Source organism: Microbacterium sp. CIAB417, assembly GCF_022788845.1.
On sequence record NZ_JAHZUT010000014.1, the window covers coordinates 1 to 22745 of the forward strand.

Sequence of the window (22745 nt, forward strand, 5' to 3'; positions counted from 1 at the left end):
TATCCCCGAGTCCTTCAAGGTGCTCATGAAGGAGATGCAGTCGCTCTGCCTGAACGTCGAGGTCCTCTCGGCCGACGGTACGGCTGTCAACCTGCGCGACACCGATGACGACGCCTTCCGCGCGGCGGAGGAGCTCGGCATCAACATCTCCAGCCGGTTCGAGTCCTCGTCCATCGACGAGATCTGACCCCGGCTCACTCACCGAGATTTATTAGGCACACAGGAGAACCAGTGCTCGAATCCACCACTTTCGACCAGATCCGCATCGGGCTGGCCACGGCCGACGACATCCGTCGTTGGTCCTTCGGCGAGGTCAAGAAGCCCGAGACGATCAACTACCGCACCCTGAAGCCCGAGAAGGACGGTCTGTTCGGCGAGCAGATCTTCGGACCCTCGCGCGACTGGGAGTGCGCCTGCGGCAAGTACAAGCGCGTCCGCTTCAAGGGCATCGTCTGCGAGCGCTGTGGCGTGGAGGTCACCAAGAGCTCCGTCCGTCGCGAGCGCATGGGCCACATCGAGCTCGCCGCGCCCGTCACCCACATCTGGTACTTCAAGGGCGTCCCCTCGCGCTTGGGTTACCTGCTGGACATGGCGCCGAAGGACCTCGAGAAGGTCATCTACTTCGCCGCGTACATGGTGATCTCCGTCGATGAGGAAGGCCGCCACCGCGACCTTCCCACCCACGAGAACAACCTGCGTCTCGAGATCAAGAACCTCGGCGACCGCCGCGACGCCCGTGTGGCCGCTCGTCTGGCCGCCCTCGAGGAGGAGCTCGCGACCCTCGAGGCCGAGGACGCCAAGGCCGACGCCAAGAAGAAGGCCAAGGATGCGGCCGAGAAGGAGATGGCTCTCATCCGCAAGCGCGGTGACGAGCAGATCGCCAAGCTCGAGCGCGTCTGGGAGGAGTTCCGCTCCCTCGAGGTCGGTGCCCTGAAGCCCGAGGACGAGATCTTCAACGAGCTCGTTGACCGCTTCGGTCAGTACTTCGAGGCCCACATGGGTGCGGAGTCGATCAAGCGCCGTCTGGAGAGCTTCGACCTGGCCGCCGAGGCCGAGAGCCTGCGTCTGCAGATCTCGGAGGGCAAGGGCCAGCGCAAGATCCGTGCGATCAAGCGCCTCAAGGTCGTCAACTCGTTCCTGTCGACCGGCATGTCGCCGGCGTCGATGGTCCTGGACGTCGTCCCGGTCATCCCGCCGGAGCTGCGCCCGATGGTCCAGCTCGACGGTGGCCGCTTCGCCACCAGCGACCTGAACGACCTCTACCGTCGCGTGATCAACCGCAACAACCGTCTTCGTCGTCTGATCGACCTCGGTGCTCCCGAGATCATCGTCAACAACGAGAAGCGGATGCTGCAGGAGGCCGTCGACGCGCTGTTCGACAACGGTCGTCGTGGTCGCCCGGTCACGGGTACCGGCAACCGCGCCCTCAAGTCCCTCAGCGACATGCTGAAGGGTAAGCAGGGTCGGTTCCGTCAGAACCTGCTCGGTAAGCGCGTCGACTACTCGGGCCGTTCGGTCATCATCGTCGGCCCGCAGCTGAAGCTGCACCAGTGCGGTCTGCCGAAGCAGATGGCGCTGGAGCTGTTCAAGCCGTTCGTGATCAAGCGCCTGATCGACCTCGGTCACTCGCAGAACATCAAGGCCGCCAAGCGCGCCGTCGAGCGTACGCGTCCCGAGGTCTGGGACGTGCTCGAGGAGATCATCCGCGAGCGTCCGGTGCTGCTCAACCGTGCCCCCACGCTGCACCGCCTGGGCATCCAGGCGTTCGAGCCGCAGCTCGTCGAGGGCAAGGCCATCCAGCTCCACCCGCTCGTGTGTGCCGCCTTCAACGCGGACTTCGACGGTGACCAGATGGCTGTGCACCTGCCGCTGTCGGTCGAGGCGCAGGCCGAGGCCCGCATCCTGATGCTCGCGTCGAACAACATCCTGAAGCCGTCGGACGGCCGTCCGGTCACCCTGCCCTCGCAGGACATGATCATCGGCCTGCACCACCTGACCACGGTCAAGGAGGGTGCCGTCGGTGAGGGCCGCGTGTTCGGTTCGGTCGGCGAGGCGATCCTGGCCAAGGACGAGGGCACCCTCGACCTGCAGGCCAAGGTCCGCATCCGCGTTCCCGGTCTGACCTTCCTCGAGGGCGAAGCCCCCGAGGGCTACGAGCGTCACGGTCTCGTCGACGCCTCGCTCGGTCAGGCGATCTTCAACGACACGCTCCCCAAGGGCTACCCGTTCGTCCGCGAGCAGGCCGACAAGGGCAAGCTGTCGCAGATCGTCAACAAGCTGGCCGAGGAGTACCCCAAGGTCGAGGTCGCCGCATCCCTGGACCGCATCAAGGACGCCGGCTTCTACTGGGCCACGCGTTCGGGTGTGACCGTCGCGCTCAGCGACGTGCTGACCCCGCCGAACAAGGCGGAGATCATCGCGGGCTACGAGAAGCAGGCCGCGAAGGTCCAGTCCCAGTACGAGAAGGGTCTCACCACCGACGCCGAGCGTCGTCAGGAGCTCATCAAGATCTGGACGGCTGCGACCGACGAGGTCCAGGCGGCCATGAAGAGCCACTTCCCGGCCGACAACACCATCAACCGGATGGTGAGCTCGGGTGCCCGTGGTAACTGGCTGCAGATCCGCAACATCGCGGGTATGCGTGGTCTGGTGAACAACCCGAAGGGTGAGATCATCGCCCGCCCGATCATCTCCTCGTACCGCGAGGGTCTGAGCGTGGCCGAGTACTTCATCGCGACCCACGGTGCCCGTAAGGGTCTCGCCGACACCGCTCTGCGTACCGCCGACTCGGGTTACCTCACGCGTCGACTCGTCGACGTGTCGCAGGACGTCATCATCCGCGAGGAGGACTGCGCCACGACCAAGGGTCTGGAGCTGCCCATCGCCGCCGCGGGTGCCGACGGGGTGCTCATCAAGGACGCCAATGTCGAGAACTCGGTGTTCGCCCGTACGCTCGCCGCGGACGTGGTCAGCCCGAGCGGCGAGGTGCTCGCCGAGGCCGGTTCGGATGTGGGCGACGTGCTCATCAACCGCCTGGTCGAGGGCGGCGTGACCTCCATCAAGGTGCGCTCGGTCCTGACCTGCGACTCCGCCGTCGGTGTGTGCGCGAAGTGCTACGGCCGTTCGCTCGCGACCGGCAAGGTCGTCGACATCGGCGAGGCCGTCGGCATCATCGCGGCCCAGTCGATCGGTGAGCCCGGTACCCAGCTGACGATGCGTACCTTCCACACCGGTGGTTCGGCCTCGGCCGAGGACATCACGCAGGGTCTGCCCCGCGTGCAGGAGCTCTTCGAGGCGCGTACCCCCAAGGGGTCCTCGCCCATCGCAGAGGCCGACGGACGCATCACGATCGAAGAGACCGAGAAGCAGAAGAAGGTCATCCTCACGCCCGACAACGGTGACGAGCCGCACGTCTACCCCGTGCTCAAGCGCGCCACCCTGCTCGTCGAGGACGGCCAGCGCGTCGAGGTCGGTCAGCCCCTCCAGGTCGGCACGCTCGACCCGAAGGAGATCATGCGCGTCATGGGCGCCCGCGAGGTGCAGAAGTACCTCGTCGGCGGTGTCCAGGGTGTGTACCGGTCGCAGGGTGTCCCGATCCACGACAAGCACATCGAAGTCATCGTCCGCCAGATGCTGCGCAAGGTCACCGTGGTCGACCACGGCGACACCACGCTGCTGCCCGGCGAGATGGTCGACTCGCGTCGCTTCATCGACATCAACCGCGCGTCTGTGGCCGAGGGCAAGCGCCCCGCGTCGGGCCGCCCGGAGCTGATGGGTATCACGAAGGCCTCGCTCGCGACCGAGTCGTGGCTGTCGGCCGCTTCCTTCCAGGAGACGACCCGCGTTCTGACGCAGGCCGCCATGGAGGGCAAGAGCGACCCGCTCGTGGGCCTGAAGGAGAACGTGATCATCGGAAAGCTGATCCCCGCGGGGACCGGCCTGTCGAAGTACCGCAACGTCACGGTCGAGGCGACCGAAGAGGCCAAGAGCGAGCGGTACCCCAACCGCATCTTCGCCTCGGACGGTGCGTACAGCGACTCCGACCTGAGCTACGTCGACTTCGACAGCTTCTCGACGGATGACTTCACCCCCGGGACGTATAACTGATCGACGATTGACGACGAAGGCCCCCGAGCTCCGGCTCGGGGGCCTTCGTCGTTCCCCGTCCGCATAGCGAGCGTTCGGCTCGCGCCAAGGCCCGGAGGCTAGCCTTCCGGCATGCAGCTCGCCGTCCGCTCCTCAGGCTCCGGTGCGCGCACCGCGATCCTCATCCACGGCATCATGTCCGACTCGCGGGCGTGGCACCGTGTGAGCGACGACCTCGAGGATGCGGGCTTCCGCGTGCTGGCCGTGGACCTCGCCGGACACGGCCGGAGCCCCCGGGCTCGGAGCTACTCGCCCGCCGCCTGGGCCGAGGATGTCGTTGAGACGTTGGAACCCCTGCTCGCGCACGCGCCGGATCTGATCGTCGGGCACTCCCTCGGAGCGCTCGTCGCGAGCATCGTGGCCGAGCGCCTCGCCCCCCGTGCCGCCGTCTACGTCGACCCCGCCTTCGCCTTCCCGAGGGGCGTGCGCGGGCTCGCGTACAAGCTGGCGTTCGCCATCGCACCCAAGCCGCGTCGGCGGATGCTGCGCCGGATGAACCCCGGCTGGAGCACGCAGGACATCGACCTCGAGCTGTCATCGCTGCAGGCCTGGGACAAGCGCACGATCCTCGGACTCGCCGACACCCGCGCGCTCGTCGCGCCGCGTCGACCCCGACAGCCGAGTCTGGTCGTGCTGGCGGAGAAGAGCCTGCTGATCACCCGTACCGTCGCCGCGGCGATGCGCGGTGACGGGCTCACGGTCACGGTGCTGCCGGGGTCGGGGCACACCGTCTTCCGTGACGACCACGCGGGATTCATGGGACTCGTCCACGGCTGGATCGCCGATCACATTCCCGCCCGCGCCTGACGCCGCGTGCCGCTGCCGCGCTTCGCCGGATGCGACGCGTAGCGTGGATCGGGGAGGTCGGGGTGGCACGGATCGGCGGGCGGAACAGCTTCATGGCGTGGGTCGTGGGGCTCGGAAGTGCTGCTGTGGTGGCGGCGCTCGTGGTGCTTGCCGTTCCCGCGATCCCGGCCGGCATCCAGATGGTCGGCGACACTCTGCGGTCCTCGACGTCCGCCCCCATCGCCCAAGGGGAGGCGCCCGCGCCCGCCCCCACCTCATCGACCCCGCTGTGCCAGGCCCTCTACACGGACGCGCTGTGGGCGCAACTGACCCAGCGTGCGGGCGGAGTGCCGGTACAGGACACGAGCGCGCCGCGCGTGTCCGTGACCACGTTGGGGGCCTCGCTGTCGCCTGAGGTGTCGGTCTCGTGCACGTTCACCGGCATCAACGCCGGCTCCATCGTGACGACGGTAGCGAAGGTGGATGCGGACGCCGCCCGCGTCGCGCGTGCGACCCTGGAGAGCGCAGGCTACGCGTGCAGTGACTTCGGCGACGGCGTGCGCTGTCGGTTGACGACCGCGGACAGCTCCGAGGACCAGGTCATCCGCGACGGCACCTGGCTGGCGAGCGTGTTCACGGGATGGCACCCCGATCGCTACACCGAACGGGTCGCGCTGCAGCTCTGGCCGAGCTGAGCGCGCTCAGCCGAAGACGCGCGAGATGACCGCATCCGTGTAGCCGGAAGGGGCGAGGCCGACGTACTGGGTGTCGATGAGCACATCGTCGCGCCAGAACAGCGTCCGTCCGTCGTTGACCGGGTATTGCGGGTCGACCCATACCTTCTCGCACCGTGTGCCGTTGTTCGGCGTGTAGCACGTGAAGCCCTCGCCGACGAGAGCGTTGAGCATGTCGAGGGCGGGTCCGCGCGACTTCTTGGAGATGGTGGTCGTGAGCCGGCCGGTGTCGGTCGCGGGGCTTCCCCAGATGCAGGTGAGGCTTCCGTCGGCCTGGGCGCCGGCCGTTCCGAACGCCGGATCGTTGAGCGGTACGTCGGCGAGCTGGGCGAGCACCGCGTCGGAGAGGATCTCGCGGCAGTCCGTCGGAATGGCGACAGGAGTCGTCGTGGGCGTCGCCGTCGCCGTGGGAGTGGGCGAGCTCGACGGCGGTGCATCGAGCGTCGTGCCCGTCGGTGCGGGTGCAGGATCCGGAGCGCAGGCTGCGAGGGCGAACAGTGCGAGAAGAGCCGACGAGGTCGTGAGCAAAGTGGTCTTCGTGCGCCGGCGTGGGGTCATGGGGTCAGGTTAGCCGCGGCGCGCGCCGCGCGCCTGACGCGACCCGACGCGACCCGGCGTTACCCTCGGGAAGCGGATGTGCACCCCCGCTGAAGGAGCGACAGCGATGACCGAGCAGAAGACGCCCTCGGCCGGCGAACCCGTCGAGGAGCCGACTGTCGTCGTGGACGACGTCGTGGGCAACGCGAACGAGGCGCTGGCCGACGCGGAGGCCGCTCAGCGCACGGCGACCGGAGAACAGGACGTCGCCGCGGAGCGCGTCGTCGAGCAGGACGTGGTGGTCGTCGAGACCCCGACCCCCGACGGCGAGCGTGTCGTCGAGGAGGTCGTGGTCACCGAGGCCGCGGCCGACCAGACCCGCGCCGACGACGACGTGCCCTGGTACGACCGTCCGGAGACCGTCCCCATGGACCCCGAGCCGGCTGCCACGACCGCGATCCCGTCCGCTGCCGCGCCGGTCGCCGAACCCGAGCCGACCTATGCCGCCGCTGCGGCTCAGCCCATCTTCGTGCAGGCGCCCGAGGCGCCCCGCCCCCGGGGCAACCGCGGTGCCGCGGGTGCGATCGGCCTGCTCGCGGCCCTCGCGTTCGCCGTGCTGTCGTTCGGTGTGCTCTTCGCCTACGGCTACTTCTACGGCGGCTTCGGCGGCGCAGACGCCGACGCCGCCGACTACGCGCTCGCTCTGATCCGCTCGTGGACGTTCTGGATGCCGGTGGTGGTTTTCTACCTCGGTTTCTGGATCCTCGGCGCCATCCTCAATCGTGCGCGCTGGGCGCACTGGGTCATCTGGGGTCTGCTCGTCGGTGTCGCGGCCTACGCGGGATCGCTTCTCGGCATCCTGTTCCAGGCGCCGTTCTGGGAGCTCACCGCGCGTCAGGGCGCCGACCTGCTGCAGGGTTCGTTGTTCTCCCCGCTGCCGATCCTCGCCTTCGTGCTGGGCCGTGAGCTGACGGTGTGGTTCGGTGCATGGGTCGCCGCCCGCGGACGTCGTGTCACCGCGCTCAACGACGAGGCGCAGCGCGAGTACGAGCGCACCCTCGAGGCGGGTCCGCAGCTCCACCAGGTGTGATGTCGCAGCCGGACGCGCCTCGGACTCCGCCGGTGCGCCCGGCGGTCGCCATCGCTCTGACGCTCGCGGCGTTCTTCGCCCTGATCGTCGCCGCTTTCGGGGTGGTGAGCCTGCTCGCCGACGTCGAGGTCGTTCCGGTGGCGGGCGTCGGGCAGGCGCCCGGAATCGTCGGCGTCGTCGTCGCATGCGCGGTCTACGCCGCGGGCGCGGCTCTCGTGCTCCGACCGGGAAACCCCGCCTATACGGGCGCCGTGTTCATCGCGGTCGCCGTGTGGTTCTGCTACAGCCTCAGTGCGGGCATCGTCGGCGCCGTGACCTCGGAGGATGTGGCGGTGGGGCTCGCGCTCATGGCCCGTCTGCTGACGGGGTGGCAGGGGGCTGTGGTGGCTCTTGGCGCAGCGGTCGCCGCATGGTGCGCGATCGCGCTGGTTCGCACGCACGCGGGCCGTCCCCGATGGCCCTGGGAGGGCCCGGACGAGGCCTGATCGCGGACGCGACCGACCGGATGCGCGGATTTCCCGCGGAAAGACGCGGGTGGCGGCTACCTTTAGAGCGTGGAGCGCTCGCTCGAGACGCAGGTGAGCCAGGCTGTCGACGCCTGGCTGCGTTGGTTGCCCCGTTGGGAGCCGGCCACGCACCGAGGACGTCTCGCGGTGTGCCGCCGCTGCCTCGGCTCGCCGATCCTCTCGGCCGCGGGCCTGGGCGGGGACGTCCCCCATGCGGTGCAGCACGGGCTGTCCACCCGCCTGAAGACCGTCGTTGACCACGCGGTCGCGGAGTACACGGCGCGCAACCTCCCTCTTCTACAGTCCGAGCTCGACCAGCAGGCCACGCGCAACAGGGCACGCAGCTACCGGCCCACGGAGAACCTCGAGCCCGAGTACGACGGTCTGCCGCTGGATCCGGAGCCGATCCCGGGTGCGCCGTTCCTCTTCACCCTGGCGGGCATGGCCGCCGACGCGGATGCGGGCATCCCTGCGCTGCCGCCGCTGTCCGATGAGGCCAAGGCAGCGCTGCGCCACGAAGTGGCGCTGGCCGACGACTACGCGAACCTGATCGGCCGCGAAGTATGCCAGGTCCTGCTGCACCACCGCATCCGCATCCAAGCAGCGGTCGCGAAGTATGTAGAACCGCAGATCACCGCCATGCTGGAAGAGTTGACGCGTTCGCTCGACGTTCCTTTCGACCCCCGAGACCTCGACGGTCCCACTCCCTGAGGCAGTTCATCCATGCTCAACGCACTTGTCGCCGCTTACTCCTCGCCGTTGGTCCCCGACGCGGGAACGGTCGTGGTCCTCGTTCTCGTGTCGCTCGTGCCCTCGCTCCTGGTCTACGTCTGGGGCGCACTCGCGCTGTCGCGGGTGTATGCGAAGCTGGGCATCGAGGGCTGGAAGGCGTGGATCCCGGTCTACAACGTCGCCGTCCTGTTCATGATCGGCGGCCTGAGCCCCTGGCTCCTCCTGCTCTACCTCATCCCGTTCTTCGGGCAGATCTTCGTCTACGTCGCCTTCATCACCGCCGCGCACCGCGTGAACGTCATGTTCGGGCAGGGGGTGGGGATGACGGTTCTGGCCGCGCTGCTCTTCCCCGTCTGGGCGAGCGTGTTGGGATTCGGCTCCGCCAGGCCGATCGAGCAGGCCCCTGCGCGCCAGGCCGCAGGGGGCGTCGACGACCTCCTGGGGTTCGCGCCGCAGTACGCCCCGGCCACCGACGAATTCGGCGCCCGCCGCGATGTCCCGGCACCGTCGGCGTGGATCCCCCCGGCACCGCCCGCGCCCGGCGCGGCGGCGGCACCCGCAACCGCCGCGATGCCGATCGCCGGAGCGTGGGGCGAGCCGCCTCTGCCGCCCGCCCCGGCGGCTCCCGCCGCTGATCCCTACGCTCCGGCGGACGCGTACGCCGCGGCCCCGGCGGATCCGTATGCCGCAGCCGCTCCGGCGCCCGCCGTCGACCCGTACGCGGCACCCGCGCCCGACGCATACGCCCCGCCGGCGTTCCCCGCCCCCGTCGCGGACCCCTACGCCCAGCCGGCTCCGGCAGCGGGTGCTCACGACGCGTACTCGGCGCCCTCGGTGGATCCCTACGCGCCGCCCGTCGCCGATGCGCCTGCAGCGCCGGTCGACGACCCCTACGTGGCACCGGCCGCGCCCGAGCCGGCACCGGTGATGTCGTGGTGGCAGCCGGCCATCGTCGAGGACGAGCCCGCACCCGCCGCCGCGACGCCCGCATGGGTGGAGCCGGAGACGCCCGTAGCGCCTGCCGCGGCAGAACCCGCGACGTCCGACTCCTTCGTGCCGCCCGCGGCGCCCCCCGTGCTGCGGGAGTCCTTCGTCGCCGAGCCCGACGCGTTCCCCGAGGCCTCGGGCGAGGTCTCGGCCGTGGCCGGAGCGCCGATCGCGGGGATGCCGCGGTCGGCGGCCGCATCCGTCGCCGCCTCGCGCCCCGGCGTCGGCGACATCGTCGAGGACACCGTCATCGCTTCGCGCCGTCGGCCGAAGTGGGCGCTGCTGCTGCCCGACGGATCGCCCATGGAACTCACCGGCGATGCCGTCGTGCTCGGGCGCCGGCCCGTCCCCGTGCACGCCGCGCCCGGCGCCCAGCTGGTGACCGTCGTCGATGACACGCGCACGGTCTCCAAGACCCATGCGCTGCTCCGTCGTCGTGCGGATGCCTGGATGGTGAGCGATCTGGACTCCACGAACGGCGTCGTCGTGTTCGCCGCGCAGGAGGAGATCGACGTGGCGCCGGGTACCGAGCACGAGGTCACGGAGCGTTTCCTGCTGGGCGATGCGGAGCTGCGCATCGTCCGGGCCGACGGATGATCGCGATCGTTTGACCGCATCCCGATTCGACGCGTATCATTGAGCGGGTGTGCGCTCTCGCGCGCCCTGCGTCGTGCCCGGCACGAACAGGGTGAACAGGAGCACACCATCTCAGGGAACGGCCTGCGAACAGGCCACCCCCACGGCATATCCACCAACGAAACGGGCGCCAGTCATTCTGTCGCCCCGGTGGGTCCGCGTGAGCCCTCTCCGACATGAATCGAAAGAATCCCGTCGGAGCGGGGGAGACCACGACGCTGTCACCGTGCAGCACTGACAAGGAGAGAACGTGCCAACTATTCAGCAGTTGGTTCGCAAGGGGCGCACGCCGAAGGTCACCAAGACCAAGGCTCCCGCGCTGAAGTCGAACCCGCAGCAGGCCGGTGTCTGCACCCGTGTGTACACCACCACCCCGAAGAAGCCGAACTCGGCGATGCGCAAGGTCGCTCGTGTGAAGCTCCGCAACGGCACCGAGGTCACCGCCTACATCCCCGGCGAGGGCCACAACCTGCAGGAGCACTCGCTCGTGCTGGTGCGCGGCGGTCGTGTGAAGGACCTCCCCGGCGTGCGTTACAAGATCGTTCGTGGCGCCCTGGACACCCAGGCCGTCAAGAACCGCAAGCAGGCCCGTAGCCGCTACGGCGCGAAGAAGGGTTGAGTTAGATGCCTCGTAAGGGTCCCGCCCCGAAGCGTCCGGTCGTCAACGACCCGGTCTACGGCGCACCGATCGTCAGCCAGCTCGTCAACAAGATCCTCGTCGACGGCAAGAAGTCACTCGCCGAGTCGATCGTCTACACGGCGCTCCGCGGCGTCGAGGCCAAGAACGGCCAGGACGCGGTCGCGACGCTGAAGAAGGCGCTCGACAACGTCCGTCCCACCCTCGAGGTCAAGAGCCGCCGCGTCGGCGGTTCGACCTACCAGGTGCCGGTCGAGGTCAAGCCGCACCGCGCCAACACCCTGGCGCTGCGCTGGCTCGTCAGCTACGCGAAGGGTCGTCGTGAGAAGACGATGACCGAGCGTCTGCAGAACGAGATCCTCGACGCCTCGAACGGCCTCGGTGCCGCGGTCAAGCGCCGCGAAGACACCCACAAGATGGCCGAGTCGAACCGCGCCTTCGCGCACTACCGCTGGTAATCAGCAGCTCGGCGCCGGCCGGGGCCACCGCCCCGGCCGGCGCACCCGACAACACGTAAGGACATCCCCGTGGCACAAGAAGTGCTCACCGACCTCAACAAGGTCCGCAACATCGGCATCATGGCGCACATCGATGCCGGCAAGACGACGACGACCGAGCGCATCCTCTTCTACACGGGCGTCAACCACAAGATCGGTGAGACGCACGACGGCGCTGCGACCACCGACTGGATGGAGCAGGAGCAGGAGCGTGGCATCACGATCACGTCCGCCGCTGTGACCTGCTTCTGGAACAAGAACCAGATCAACATCATCGACACCCCCGGCCACGTCGACTTCACGGTCGAGGTCGAGCGTTCGCTGCGCGTGCTCGACGGCGCCGTCGCCGTCTTCGACGGCAAGGAGGGCGTCGAGCCCCAGTCCGAGACGGTGTGGCGTCAGGCCGACAAGTACGACGTGCCGCGCATCTGCTTCGTCAACAAGATGGACAAGCTGGGCGCCGACTTCTACTTCACCGTCGATACGATCGTGAACCGCCTGAAGGCCAAGCCGCTCGTCCTGCAGCTGCCCATCGGTGCCGAGAACGACTTCGTCGGTGTCATCGACCTCGTCGAGATGCGCGCTCTGGTGTGGCCCGGCGATGCCAAGGGTGACGTCACCATGGGCGCGAAGTACGAGATCCAGGAGATCCCGGCCGACCTCGCCGACCGCGCTGCCGAGTACCGCGAGAAGCTGCTCGAGACGGTCGCCGAGAGCGACGAGACGCTGCTCGAGAAGTACTTCGGCGGCGAGGAGCTCTCGCTGGCCGAGATCAAGGGCGCGATCCGCAAGCTCACGATCAACTCCGAGGTCTACCCGGTCCTGTGTGGATCGGCGTTCAAGAACCGCGGCGTGCAGCCGATGCTGGACGCTGTCGTCGACTACCTCCCCTCGCCCCTGGACGTGCCCGCCATCGAGGCGCACGACCCCAAGGACGAAGAGATCGTCATCGAGCGCCACGCCGACCGCGACGAGCCCTTCGCGGCCCTCGCGTTCAAGATCGTCACGCACCCGTTCTTCGGTCGTCTGACCTACATCCGCGTGTACTCGGGTCACCTCGACTCCGGCGCCCAGGTCGTCAACGCGACCAAGGGCAAGAAGGAGCGCATCGGAAAGATCTTCCAGATGCACGCCAACAAGGAGATGCCGGTCGACTCGGTGACCGCCGGTCACATCTACGCGGTCATCGGTCTGAAGGACACCACCACCGGTGACACCCTCTCCGACAGCACCAACCAGGTCGTCCTCGAGTCGATGACGTTCCCGGAGCCGGTCATCGAGGTCGCGATCGAGCCCAAGACCAAGGCCGACCAGGAGAAGCTGGGTCTCGCGATCCAGAAGCTCGCCGAAGAGGACCCGACGTTCCGCGTCGAGCAGAACGCCGAGACCGGTCAGACGGTCATCAAGGGCATGGGTGAGCTCCACCTCGACATCCTCGTGGACCGCATGAAGCGCGAGTTCAAGGTCGAGGCCAACGTCGGAAAGCCGCAGGTCGCGTACCGCGAGACGATCCGCAAGACAGTCGAGCGCCACGACTACACGCACAAGAAGCAGACCGGTGGTTCGGGTCAGTTCGCCAAGATCCAGTTCGCGCTGGAGCCCCTCGAGGTCACGGCGGACAAGACGTACGAGTTCGAGAACAAGGTCACGGGCGGCCGCATCCCGCGCGAGTACATCAGCCCCACCGACCAGGGCTTCCAGGACGCCATGAACGTCGGCGTGCTCGCCGGCTTCCCCATGGTGGGCGTGAAGGCGATCCTGCTCGACGGCGCGTCGCACGACGTCGACTCCTCGGAGATGGCGTTCAAGATCGCCGGCTCCATGGGCTTCAAGGAGGCCGTCCGCAAGGCGAACCCCGTCATCCTCGAGCCGATCATGGCCGTCGAGGTGCGTACTCCCGAGGAGTACATGGGTGACGTCATCGGCGACCTGAACTCCCGTCGCGGCCAGATCCAGTCGATGGAGGATGCGGCCGGCGTCAAGGTCGTCCGTGCCAACGTCCCGCTGTCCGAGATGTTCGGTTACATCGGTGACCTGCGTTCGAAGACCTCCGGTCGCGCCGTCTACTCCATGGAGTTCGACAGCTACGCCGAGGTCCCGCGCAACGTCATGGACGAGATCGTTCAGAAGACCAAGGGCGAGTAATCTCCTCGGAGGTCTCGTCTGCGGACGGGGCGGTTTCGTCCCGTCCGCACTTCTGGCTCACAACTTCACACGACCCCTCTCTATTACACTGAGAACAATCCCCGTAGCGAGCCGGTCGCAACCCAGCGACCGGAGTCTCTACACGACGTCCTGAGGAGGACCCAGTGGCTAAGGCCAAGTTCGAGCGGACCAAGCCGCACGTGAACATCGGAACGATCGGTCACGTCGACCACGGCAAGACCACGCTCACCGCGGCGATCTCGAAGGTGCTCGCCGACAAGTTCCCGTCGGCCACCAACGTGCAGCGCGACTTCGCGTCGATCGACTCCGCTCCCGAAGAGCGCCAGCGCGGCATCACGATCAACATCTCGCACGTCGAGTACGAGACGCCCAAGCGTCACTACGCTCACGTCGACGCTCCCGGTCACGCTGACTACATCAAGAACATGATCACCGGTGCCGCCCAGATGGACGGCGCGATCCTCGTGGTCGCCGCCACCGACGGTCCGATGGCTCAGACCCGCGAGCACGTGCTGCTGGCCAAGCAGGTCGGCGTGCCGTACCTGCTCGTCGCCCTGAACAAGAGCGACATGGTCGACGACGAGGAGATCCTGGAGCTCGTCGAGCTCGAGGTTCGCGAGCTGCTGTCGTCGCAGGACTTCGATGGCGACAACGCCCCCGTCGTCCGCGTCTCGGGCCTGAAGGCTCTCGAGGGTGACGAGAAGTGGGTCAACTCGATCGTCGAGCTCATGGAGGCCGTCGACGAGTCCATCCCGGACCCGGTGCGCGACAAGGACAAGCCGTTCCTGATGCCCATCGAGGACGTCTTCACGATCACCGGTCGTGGCACCGTCGTCACGGGCCGCGCCGAGCGTGGCACGCTGGCGATCAACTCCGAGGTCGAGATCGTCGGCATCCGCCCGACGCAGAAGACGATCGTCACGGGTATCGAGATGTTCCACAAGCAGCTCGACGAGGCGTGGGCCGGCGAGAACTGTGGTCTGCTCCTTCGCGGCACCAAGCGTGACGACGTCGAGCGCGGCCAGGTCGTCGTCAAGCCCGGTTCGGTCACCCCGCACACCAACTTCGAGGGCACGGCGTACATCCTGTCCAAGGAGGAAGGCGGCCGTCACAACCCGTTCTTCACGAACTACCGTCCGCAGTTCTACTTCCGCACCACGGACGTGACCGGCGTCATCACGCTGCCCGAGGGCACCGAGATGGTCATGCCCGGTGACACCACGGAGATGTCGGTCGAGCTCATCCAGCCGATCGCCATGGAAGAGGGCCTCGGCTTCGCGATCCGTGAGGGTGGCCGCACCGTCGGCGCCGGCACGGTGACCAAGATCCTCAAGTAAGTCCTTTAGGACTTCGCCGACAGGGGTCGGGCCTTCGGGCCCGGCCCCTGTCGGCATTTCAGCGTGTGTCGTGCGTGGGCCGCGAGATTACGGAGACGTAAAAAATGGCCGCATAACGCGCCCTCGACTTGTGAGCGGGCTGGGAAAAGAGCTAGCGTGGCCTGCGGGGGTAGGTTGGATGATTCACACCAACCCAACTCCCGGACCGTTCTGGTACCCATTGAGGCTGCGCCTCACACCCCCACGGAGTTGAAAATGAAGAGCCTTCGCACCAAGATCGCGGCGGTCATCCTGACCGCTGCCGCCCTCGTTGCTGCTCCCGCGGCAGCGCAGGCATACGTCCCCACGCCCGGCGAGCCCGACGCGGCCGTCTCGGGTGCTCCCGTTCCCGGCGGCACGGTGACACTCGTCGCCACCGCGTTCGACGGCAACACGCCGATCAGCTTCGTCGTCACCGGTGAAAACGGCGCCGGCATCACGCAGGCCTCGGTCAAGCTGGCGGTCAGCGCGTCGCCGACCTTCAACACCTCGACGAACGCTTCGGGTGACGCGTCCTTCAACGTCAAGCTGCCCTCCAACGCGTCCGGCACGTACTCCGTCACAGCCTCCGGCCAGAAGGATGGTCAGCCCGCCCAGGAGACGACGAGCTTCGCGATCGGCACCGGAAGCGGCGGCACGGGCTCCGGCACGGGACTTCCCGCGACCGGTGTCGACAGCGGTTCGCTGATGGGCGTCTGGATCGGCGGCGGCGTGCTGCTGCTGGGCGGCCTCGCGGTCACCGTGTTCGCCGTCCGTCGTCAGCGCCAGGGCGCCTGACGCACCACGCTCAACGACAGAACCCCCGGGCCACGGTCCGGGGGTTCTGTCGTTGTGCCCGACACGCCGTTCCGACACGCCCGAGTTTGCGACACGCCCGGGCGACACGTAGACTAGTCAGGTTCCACATTCCGGGTGCTTTGCTGCCCGGATCACTGCCAGGGCAGTGCATAGACCAGCGCCTCGAGCGCGGGGTCTAGGCCGCGGGCAGCAGAACAACATCTCCCACACTTCTTCCCGGAAACGGGCGTGCATTGCGCGTGAAGTGCGGGGCCGGCCTCGGAAGGGGCCGGTTTGACACGAGAACAGTGGTGCAGCATCACCGCGAAAGCGGGAGAAGTGCCCGGCGCGCAAGCGTCACCGTGCGTCCGATGCCCTCAGAGGTATGACGCGAGAAAGAGAGTGAGCAGACTATGGCGGGACAGAAGATCCGCATTCGCCTGAAGTCGTACGATCACGCGGGGCTCGACAGCTCGGCGCGCAAGATCGTCGACACCGTGACCCGAGCCGGCGCCACCGTCGTCGGCCCCGTGCCGCTGCCGACCGAGAAGAACGTCGTGGTCGTCATCCGGTCGCCGCACAAGTACAAGGACAGCCGCGAGCACTTCGAGATGCGCACCCACAAGCGCCTCATCGACATCATCGACCCGACGCCCAAGGCCGTCGACTCGCTGATGCGTCTCGACCTTCCGGCCGACGTCAACATCGAGATCAAGCTCTGAGGTTCGACATGGCTGACATCAACTCCAAGATCTCCCAGGGCCTCCTGGGCACCAAGCTCGGCATGACCCAGGTCTGGAACGAGCAGGGCAAGCTCGTCCCCGTGACGGTCATCCAGATCACCCCGAACGTGGTCACGCAGATCCGCACCCCCGAGAAGGACGGCTACAACGCCGTTCAGATTGCCGCGGGTCAGATCGACCCCCGCAAGGTCACCAAGCCCCTCGAGGGCCACTTCGAGGCTGCCGGCGTCACGCCGCGCCGCCACGTCACCGAGATCCGCACCGCGAACGCCGCTGACTACTCACTCGGTCAGGAGCTCACGGTCGACGGTGTCTTCGAAGCGGGCAAGCTGGTCGACGTCGTCGGCACCAGCAAGGGCAAGGGCACCGCGGGTGTCATGAAGCGCCACAACTTCAAGGGTGTCTCCGCCTCGCACGGTGCGCACCGCAACCACCGCAAGCCCGGTTCCATCGGTGCCTCCTCGACGCCCAGCCGCGTCTTCAAGGGCATGCGCATGGCCGGCCGCATGGGTGGCGAGCGCGTGACCGTCCTCAACCTCACGGTGCACGCCGTCGACGCCGAGAAGGGTCTGCTGCTCGTCAAGGGCGCTGTGCCCGGCGCTCGTGGCCGCATCGTCTACGTCCGCAACGCAGTGAAGGGTGCCTGAGAACATGGCTGACTCGACTCTCGCGCTCGACGTCGTGAAGGCAGACGGCAAGAAGGCCGGCTCCGTGGAGCTGCCCGCCGCCCTGTTCGACGTCAAGACGAACATCCCCCTCATCCACCAGGTCGTCGTCGCGCAGCTCGCGGCGGCTCGCCAGGGCACGCACTCGACCAAGCGTCGCGGCGAGGTCTCCGGTGCCGGCCGCAAGCCCTTCAAGCAGAAGGGCACGGGTAACGCCCGTCAGGGCTCGATCCGCGCGCCGCACATGACCGGCGGTGGCATCGTCCACGGTCCGAAGCCGCGCAACTACTCGCAGCGCACGCCCAAGAAGATGATCGCGGCCGCCCTCCTGGGCGCGCTCAGCGATCGTGCTCGCGGCGAGCGCCTGCACATCGTCGACTCGTTCGGCGTCGAGGGCGCTCCCTCGACCAAGGCCGCTGCCGCGGTGCTGAACGCGCTGACTCCCGCGAAGAACGTCCTCGTCGTGATCGAGCGTGACGACGAGCTGAGCCTGCTGAGCGTGCGCAACCTCGCGTACGTCCACGTGCTCGCCTTCGACCAGCTGAACGCCTACGACGTGCTCGTCTCCGACGACATCGTCTTCACCAAGGCCGCCTACGACGCGTTCGTCGCGTCGCGGACCGCCACCGAGGAGGTCTCGGCATGACCGCCGTCAACAAGGACCCGCGCGACATCATCCTGAAGCCGGTCGTCTCCGAGAAGAGCTACGGACTGATCGACGAGGGCAAGTACACGTTCTACGTGGACACCCGCGCCAACAAGACCGAGATCAAGCTCGCCATCGAGAAGATCTTCGGCGTCAAGGTCGCTTCGGTCAACACGATCAACCGCGTCGGCAAGGCCCGTCGCACCCGCTTCGGCATCGGCAAGCGCAAGGACACCAAGCGCGCCATCGTCACCCTGAAGTCGGGCACCATCGACATCTTCACGGCAGTCGGCTGACGGTCGGGATAGAGGACACAGATTATGGCTATTCGCAAGTACAAGCCGACGACCCCCGGTCGTCGCGGCTCGTCGGTGGCGGACTTCGCCGAGATCACGCGATCGACGCCCGAGAAGTCCCTGCTGCGCCCGCTGAGCAAGACCGGTGGACGTAACAACCAGGGCCGCATCACGACGCGTCACATCGGTGGTGGCCACAAGCGCCAGTACCGCGTGATCGACTTCCGTCGCAACGACAAGGACGGAATCAACGCGAAGGTCGCTCACATCGAGTACGACCCCAACCGCACCGCGCGTATCGCGCTGCTGCACTACGTGGACGGCGAGAAGCGTTACATCCTCGCGCCCAACAAGCTGCAGCAGGGTGACATTGTGGAGTCGGGCGCCGGCGCCGACATCAAGCCCGGCAACAACCTGCCGCTGCGCAACATCCCCACCGGTACCGTCATCCACGCCATCGAGCTCCGCCCCGGCGGCGGCGCGAAGATGGCTCGCTCGGCCGGCGCCAGCGTGCGCCTGGTCGCGAAGGACGGTCCGTACGCGCAGCTGCGTCTGCCCTCCGGCGAGATCCGCAACGTCGACGCGCGCTGCCGCGCGACGATCGGCGAGGTCGGCAACGCCGAGCAGTCGAACATCAACTGGGGTAAGGCCGGCCGCAAGCGCTGGAAGGGCGTTCGCCCGACCGTCCGCGGTGTCGCGATGAACCCGGTCGACCACCCGCACGGTGGTGGCGAGGGCAAGACCAGCGGTGGACGCCACCCGGTCACGCCGTGGGGTAAGGCCGAGGGCCGCACCCGCCACGCCAACAAGGAAAGCGACAAGTACATCGTCCGCCGTCGCACCGCCGGCAAGAAGCGCAAGTAGGAGTCAAGAAGATGCCACGCAGTCTGAAGAAGGGCCCCTTCGTCGACGAGCACCTGCTTCGCAAGGTTGTCTCGCAGAACGAGGCGGGTTCCAAGAACGTCATCAAGACCTGGTCGCGCCGATCCATGATCGTGCCCGCGATGCTCGGTCACACGATCGCGGTCCACGACGGTCGCAAGCACATCCCTGTGTTCGTGAGCGAGACCATGGTCGGTCACAAGCTGGGCGAGTTCGCGCCCACCCGCACCTTCCGCGGCCACGTGAAGGACGACAAGAAGGGCCGTCGCCGCTGACGCGGTGACGCAGAGGAGAAGAAATGGTGGAGTCCATCGCACGCGTGCGACACATCCGCGTGACCCCTCAGAAGGCTCGTCGTGTCGTCGCTCTCATCAAGGGCAAGCAGGCTGAAGAAGCTCTCGCGATCCTGAAGTTCGCGCAGCAGAGCGCCAGCGAGCCCATCTACAAGCTGGTCGCCTCGGCGATCGCGAACGCCCGTGTGAAGGCGGATGCGGCAGGCGAGTTCTTCGACGAGCAGGACCTGTTCGTCAAGAACGCGTTCGTCGACGAGGGCACGACGCTCAAGCGTTTCCAGCCCCGCGCCCAGGGCCGCGCGTTCCAGATCAAGAAGCGCACCAGCCACATCACCGTCGTCCTGGCGACGCCCGAGGTGGCAGAGACCGCCCCGGCCCAGAGCAAGAAGGCGAGCAAGTAATGGGACAGAAAGTCAACCCGTACGGCTTCCGCCTCGGCATCACCACCGACCACGTGTCGCGGTGGTTCTCGGACTCGACGAAGCCCGGACAGCGCTACGCCGACTACGTGGCCGAGGACATCAAGATCCGTAAGCTCCTGCTGTCGAGCCTCGACCGCGCAGGCGTGAGCAACATCGAGATCGAGCGCACCCGCGACCGCGTGCGCGTCGACATCCACACCGCGCGTCCCGGCATCGTGATCGGCCGTCGTGGTGCGGAGGCCGAGCGCATCCGTGGCGACCTCGAGAAGCTCACCGGCAAGCAGATCCAGCTGAACATCCTCGAGGTCAAGAACCCCGAGGCCGACGCTCAGCTCGTCGCGCAGGGCATCGCCGAGCAGCTTTCCGCTCGCGTGGCGTTCCGCCGCGCGATGCGCAAGGGCCTGCAGGGCGCTCAGCGCGCCGGCGCCAAGGGCATCCGTATCCAGGTCTCCGGCCGCCTCGGCGGCGCCGAGATGAGCCGTTCGGAGTTCTACCGCGAAGGCCGTGTGCCCCTGCACACCCTGCGCGCGAACATCGACTACGGCTTCTACGAGGCCAAGACCACCTTCGGCCGCATCGGCGTGAAGGTCTGGATCTACAAGGGCGACCTCACCAACAAGGAACTCGCTCGCGAGCAGGCCAACGCGCCGAAGTCCCGCGGTCGTGACGACCGTGGTGGCGACCGCCGTCGTGGCCCCCGCAACGAGGCCCCCGTCGCAGAAGGAGCGTCTGCCTGATGCTTATTCCCCGCAAGGTCAAGTACCGCAAGCAGCACCACCCGAAGCGTGACGGCCAGGCCACCGGCGGCACCCAGGTGTCGTTCGGCGAGTTCGGCATCCAGGCGCTGACCCCCGCTTACGTGACCAACCGTCAGATCGAGTCCGCTCGTATCGCGATGACCCGTCACATCAAGCGTGGTGGAAAGGTGTGGATCAACATCTACCCCGACCGTCCGCTGACCAAGAAGCCCGCTGAAACCCGCATGGGTTCGGGTAAGGGCTCGCCCGAGTGGTGGGTCGCGAACGTCAAGCCGGGCCGCGTCCTCTTCGAGGTCGCGGGCGTCAACGAGCAGCTCGCTCGCGAGGCGCTGACCCGTGCCATCCACAAGCTGCCGCTGAAGGCACGCATCATCAAGCGCGAGGAGGGCGACGCGTAATGGCGATCGGCACCAAGCAGCTCGCCCCGAGCGAGCTCGACACGTTCGAAGACCAGCGCCTCGTCGAGGAGCTGCGCAAGGCCAAGGAAGAGCTGTTCAACCTGCGCTTCCAGTCGGCAACCGGCCAGCTCGAGAGCCACGGCCGCATCCGTGCGGTCAAGCGCGACATCGCGCGGCTCTACACCGTGATCCGCGAGCGCGAGCTGGGCATCCGTGCCACGCCCGTCGCCGCTGAGCCGGCGAAGGCGAAGAAGACGAAGGCGAAGAAGACCGAGGACACCTCGGCCGCCGCCGAAGGAGAGGCTGAGTGATGGCCACCACGAAGAAGGCTGCAGAGGTCGAGCAGACCGCTGGGCACGAGAGCTCGGAGCACGACGTCCGTGACGCCGGTGCCCGTGGCTACCGCAAGGCACGCCGCGGCTACGTCGTCAGCGACAAGATGGACAAGACCATCGTCGTCGAGGTCGAGGACCGCGTGAAGCACCCGCTCTACGGCAAGGTCATCCGCCGCACCTCCAAGGTCAAGGCGCACGACGAGGGCAACACCGCCGGCATCGGCGACCTGGTGCTCATCAACGAGACCCGCCCGCTGAGCGCCACCAAGCGCTGGCGCCTGGTCGAGATCCTCGAGAAGGCCAAGTAAGCCTCGGGCTTACTTGGAACCCAAGGAGTAACAAGTGATTCAGAACGAATCCCGCCTCAAGGTCGCCGACAACACCGGCGCCAAGGAGCTGCTCACGATCCGTGTGCTCGGCGGCTCCAACCGGCGCTACGCCGGCCTGGGCGACGTCATCGTCGCCACGGTCAAGGACGCGATCCCCGGCGGCAACGTCAAGAAGGGCGACGTGGTCAAGGCCGTCGTCGTCCGTACCGTCAAGCAGACCCGTCGTCCCGACGGTTCCTACATCAAGTTCGACGAGAACGCCGCCGTCATCCTGAAGAACGACGGGGAGCCCCGCGGCACCCGTATCTTCGGCCCGGTCGGCCGCGAGCTTCGTGACAAGAAGTTCATGAAGATCGTCTCGCTCGCTCCGGAGGTGATCTGACCCTCATGGCCAAGATCAAGGCAGGTGACCTGGTTCAGGTCATCACTGGTAAGAAGCAGGACAAGGGCGGCGACCGCGGCAAGCAGGGCAAGGTCCGCAAGGTCCTGACCGAGCAGAACCGCGTCATCGTCGAGGGCGTCAACTACGTCACCAAGCACACGCGGGTCGGTCAGACCCAGCGCGGCACCAAGACCGGTGGCATCGAGACGACCGAAGCCCCCATCCACATCTCCAACGTCGCCCTCGTCGACCCCTCGACCAAGAAGCCGACCCGTGTCGGCCGCCGTGTCGAGGAGCAGGTCAAGGACGGCGTCAAGCGCACCGTCCGCGTGCGCTACGCGAAGAAGTCAGGTAAGGACCTCTGATGAGCACCGCCACTGCCGTGGAGGCTGGCAAGACCCAGCCCCGCCTGAAGCAGAAGTACAACGCCGAGATCAAGAAGGCGATGCAGGACGAGTTCGGCTACGCGAACGTCATGCAGATCCCCGGCCTGGTCAAGGTCGTCGTGAACACCGGTGTCGGCGAGGCAGCTCGCGACAGCAAGGTGATCGATGGTGCGGTCGACGACCTCACCAAGATCACCGGACAGAAGCCGGTCGTCACCAAGGCACGCAAGTCCATCGCGCAGTTCAAGCTGCGTGAGGGCCAGGCCATCGGTGCGCACGTCACCCTGCGCGGCGACCGCGCCTGGGAGTTCATCGACCGTCTCGTGAACCTCGCGCTGCCCCGCATCCGCGACTTCCGTGGTCTGAACGACCGCCAGTTCGACGGCCACGGCAACTACACGTTCGGTCTGCAGGAGCAGTCGGTCTTTCACGAGATCGACCAGGACAAGATCGATCGCGTCCGCGGTTTCGACATCACGATCGTCACGACGGCGAACACGGACGACGAGGGTCGCGCTCTGCTGCGTCACCTCGGCTTCCCGTTCCGCCAGGCGGACGCTCAGGCGTAACACCCCGTGCCGACATCCGTCGGCATCCACCACA

At 67.3% G+C, this 22745-nt stretch carries 28 protein-coding genes; 27 read left to right on the plus strand and 1 reads right to left on the minus strand.

All coding sequences use genetic code 11. From position 1 onward, the window contains the following. The 4 genes from KYX17_RS29950 to KYX17_RS29965 form a co-directional block, all read left to right on the plus strand. A partial coding sequence (locus KYX17_RS29950) for a hypothetical protein (RefSeq protein ID WP_243233148.1) occupies window positions 1–187 on the plus strand: 187 nt, incomplete at its 5' end. 44 nt (window positions 188–231) lie between these two features. Next, window positions 232–4107 (plus strand): DNA-directed RNA polymerase subunit beta', encoded by a 3876-nt coding sequence (rpoC, locus tag KYX17_RS29955; RefSeq protein ID WP_243233149.1) that lies wholly within the window; start codon window positions 232–234, stop codon window positions 4105–4107. A 111-nt stretch (window positions 4108–4218) separates the two neighbouring features. After that, complete coding sequence (locus KYX17_RS29960; RefSeq protein ID WP_243233158.1) at window positions 4219–4953, plus strand: alpha/beta fold hydrolase; 735 nt, start codon at window positions 4219–4221, stop codon at window positions 4951–4953. Window positions 4954–5015: 62 nt separating this feature from the next. Next, window positions 5016–5627, plus strand: coding sequence for a hypothetical protein (locus KYX17_RS29965; protein ID WP_243233160.1), 612 nt, complete (start codon window positions 5016–5018; stop codon window positions 5625–5627). 6 nt (window positions 5628–5633) lie between these two features. Here the strand turns inward: KYX17_RS29965 and KYX17_RS29970 are convergent, their stop codons facing one another. Next, entirely contained in the window at window positions 5634–6224 is a 591-nt protein-coding gene (locus KYX17_RS29970) for a hypothetical protein (protein WP_243233162.1), read from the minus strand. 106 nt (window positions 6225–6330) lie between these two features. Between KYX17_RS29970 and KYX17_RS29975 the strand changes: the two genes are divergently transcribed. The 23 genes from KYX17_RS29975 (at window position 6331) to rplE (ending at window position 22711) form a co-directional block, all read left to right on the plus strand. After that, complete coding sequence (locus tag KYX17_RS29975; protein ID WP_243233164.1) at window positions 6331–7293, plus strand: ABC transporter; 963 nt, start codon at window positions 6331–6333, stop codon at window positions 7291–7293. Continuing rightward, window positions 7293–7778, plus strand: coding sequence for a hypothetical protein (locus tag KYX17_RS29980; protein ID WP_243233166.1), 486 nt, complete (start codon window positions 7293–7295; stop codon window positions 7776–7778). Before KYX17_RS29975 ends, KYX17_RS29980 begins: the two co-directional genes overlap by 1 nt. A 69-nt stretch (window positions 7779–7847) precedes the next feature. Beyond that, a complete protein-coding gene (locus KYX17_RS29985; RefSeq protein WP_243233168.1) occupies window positions 7848–8510 on the plus strand; it encodes a spermidine/putrescine ABC transporter substrate-binding protein in 663 nt (220 codons plus the stop codon). 12 nt (window positions 8511–8522) lie between these two features. Beyond that, on the plus strand, window positions 8523–10115 hold the full coding sequence (locus tag KYX17_RS29990; RefSeq protein ID WP_243233169.1) for a DUF5684 domain-containing protein: 1593 nt from the start codon (window positions 8523–8525) through the stop codon (window positions 10113–10115). Between the two features lie 289 nt (window positions 10116–10404). Continuing rightward, complete coding sequence (gene rpsL / locus KYX17_RS29995) at window positions 10405–10773, plus strand: 30S ribosomal protein S12 (RefSeq protein WP_036318318.1); 369 nt, start codon at window positions 10405–10407, stop codon at window positions 10771–10773. A 5-nt stretch (window positions 10774–10778) separates the two neighbouring features. Further along, window positions 10779–11249, plus strand: coding sequence for a 30S ribosomal protein S7 (rpsG, locus tag KYX17_RS30000; protein WP_137418066.1), 471 nt, complete (start codon window positions 10779–10781; stop codon window positions 11247–11249). 69 nt (window positions 11250–11318) lie between these two features. Then, window positions 11319–13433, plus strand: coding sequence for an elongation factor G (gene fusA / locus KYX17_RS30005; RefSeq protein ID WP_243233171.1), 2115 nt, complete (start codon window positions 11319–11321; stop codon window positions 13431–13433). Window positions 13434–13597: 164 nt separating this feature from the next. Then, window positions 13598–14791 (plus strand): elongation factor Tu, encoded by a 1194-nt coding sequence (gene tuf, locus KYX17_RS30010; protein ID WP_137418064.1) that lies wholly within the window; start codon window positions 13598–13600, stop codon window positions 14789–14791. A gap of 255 nt (window positions 14792–15046) precedes the next feature. Next, window positions 15047–15607 (plus strand): LPXTG cell wall anchor domain-containing protein, encoded by a 561-nt coding sequence (locus KYX17_RS30015; RefSeq protein ID WP_243233174.1) that lies wholly within the window; start codon window positions 15047–15049, stop codon window positions 15605–15607. A 413-nt stretch (window positions 15608–16020) separates the two neighbouring features. Further along, the gene (gene rpsJ, locus KYX17_RS30020) at window positions 16021–16329 is read left to right on the plus strand and encodes a 30S ribosomal protein S10 (protein ID WP_045246810.1); all 309 of its coding nucleotides are present in this window, start codon (window positions 16021–16023) and stop codon (window positions 16327–16329) included. 8 nt (window positions 16330–16337) lie between these two features. Further along, window positions 16338–16997 (plus strand): 50S ribosomal protein L3, encoded by a 660-nt coding sequence (rplC, locus tag KYX17_RS30025; RefSeq protein ID WP_137418052.1) that lies wholly within the window; start codon window positions 16338–16340, stop codon window positions 16995–16997. A 4-nt stretch (window positions 16998–17001) separates the two neighbouring features. Then, window positions 17002–17661 (plus strand): 50S ribosomal protein L4, encoded by a 660-nt coding sequence (rplD, locus tag KYX17_RS30030; RefSeq protein WP_234074508.1) that lies wholly within the window; start codon window positions 17002–17004, stop codon window positions 17659–17661. Beyond that, window positions 17658–17957: a 50S ribosomal protein L23 gene (rplW, locus tag KYX17_RS30035; RefSeq protein WP_137418050.1), complete on the plus strand. Its 300-nt coding sequence runs from the start codon at window positions 17658–17660 to the stop codon at window positions 17955–17957. The genes rplD and rplW overlap by 4 nt, the downstream gene beginning before the upstream one ends. Before the next feature lie 24 nt (window positions 17958–17981). Beyond that, the gene (rplB, locus tag KYX17_RS30040) at window positions 17982–18821 is read left to right on the plus strand and encodes a 50S ribosomal protein L2 (protein WP_137418049.1); all 840 of its coding nucleotides are present in this window, start codon (window positions 17982–17984) and stop codon (window positions 18819–18821) included. A gap of 11 nt (window positions 18822–18832) precedes the next feature. Further along, window positions 18833–19114: a 30S ribosomal protein S19 gene (gene rpsS, locus KYX17_RS30045; protein WP_053546372.1), complete on the plus strand. Its 282-nt coding sequence runs from the start codon at window positions 18833–18835 to the stop codon at window positions 19112–19114. Between the two features lie 23 nt (window positions 19115–19137). After that, the gene (rplV, locus tag KYX17_RS30050) at window positions 19138–19533 is read left to right on the plus strand and encodes a 50S ribosomal protein L22 (protein WP_137418048.1); all 396 of its coding nucleotides are present in this window, start codon (window positions 19138–19140) and stop codon (window positions 19531–19533) included. Continuing rightward, window positions 19533–20291: a 30S ribosomal protein S3 gene (gene rpsC, locus KYX17_RS30055; protein WP_137418047.1), complete on the plus strand. Its 759-nt coding sequence runs from the start codon at window positions 19533–19535 to the stop codon at window positions 20289–20291. Before rplV ends, rpsC begins: the two co-directional genes overlap by 1 nt. Next, entirely contained in the window at window positions 20291–20710 is a 420-nt protein-coding gene (gene rplP / locus KYX17_RS30060; RefSeq protein ID WP_137418046.1) for a 50S ribosomal protein L16, read from the plus strand. The genes rpsC and rplP overlap by 1 nt, the downstream gene beginning before the upstream one ends. Continuing rightward, window positions 20710–21021, plus strand: coding sequence for a 50S ribosomal protein L29 (rpmC, locus tag KYX17_RS32160; protein WP_137418045.1), 312 nt, complete (start codon window positions 20710–20712; stop codon window positions 21019–21021). The genes rplP and rpmC overlap by 1 nt, the downstream gene beginning before the upstream one ends. Further along, window positions 21021–21353: a 30S ribosomal protein S17 gene (rpsQ, locus tag KYX17_RS32165; RefSeq protein ID WP_137418044.1), complete on the plus strand. Its 333-nt coding sequence runs from the start codon at window positions 21021–21023 to the stop codon at window positions 21351–21353. The genes rpmC and rpsQ overlap by 1 nt, the downstream gene beginning before the upstream one ends. Before the next feature lie 34 nt (window positions 21354–21387). Next, window positions 21388–21756, plus strand: a complete 369-nt coding sequence (rplN, locus tag KYX17_RS30075) for a 50S ribosomal protein L14 (protein WP_045246799.1) — start codon at window positions 21388–21390, stop codon at window positions 21754–21756. A gap of 5 nt (window positions 21757–21761) precedes the next feature. Further along, a complete protein-coding gene (gene rplX / locus KYX17_RS30080; RefSeq protein WP_137418043.1) occupies window positions 21762–22121 on the plus strand; it encodes a 50S ribosomal protein L24 in 360 nt (119 codons plus the stop codon). Continuing rightward, window positions 22121–22711, plus strand: a complete 591-nt coding sequence (gene rplE / locus KYX17_RS30085) for a 50S ribosomal protein L5 (RefSeq protein ID WP_243233176.1) — start codon at window positions 22121–22123, stop codon at window positions 22709–22711. Before rplX ends, rplE begins: the two co-directional genes overlap by 1 nt. Window positions 22712–22745: the final 34 nt, after the last annotated feature.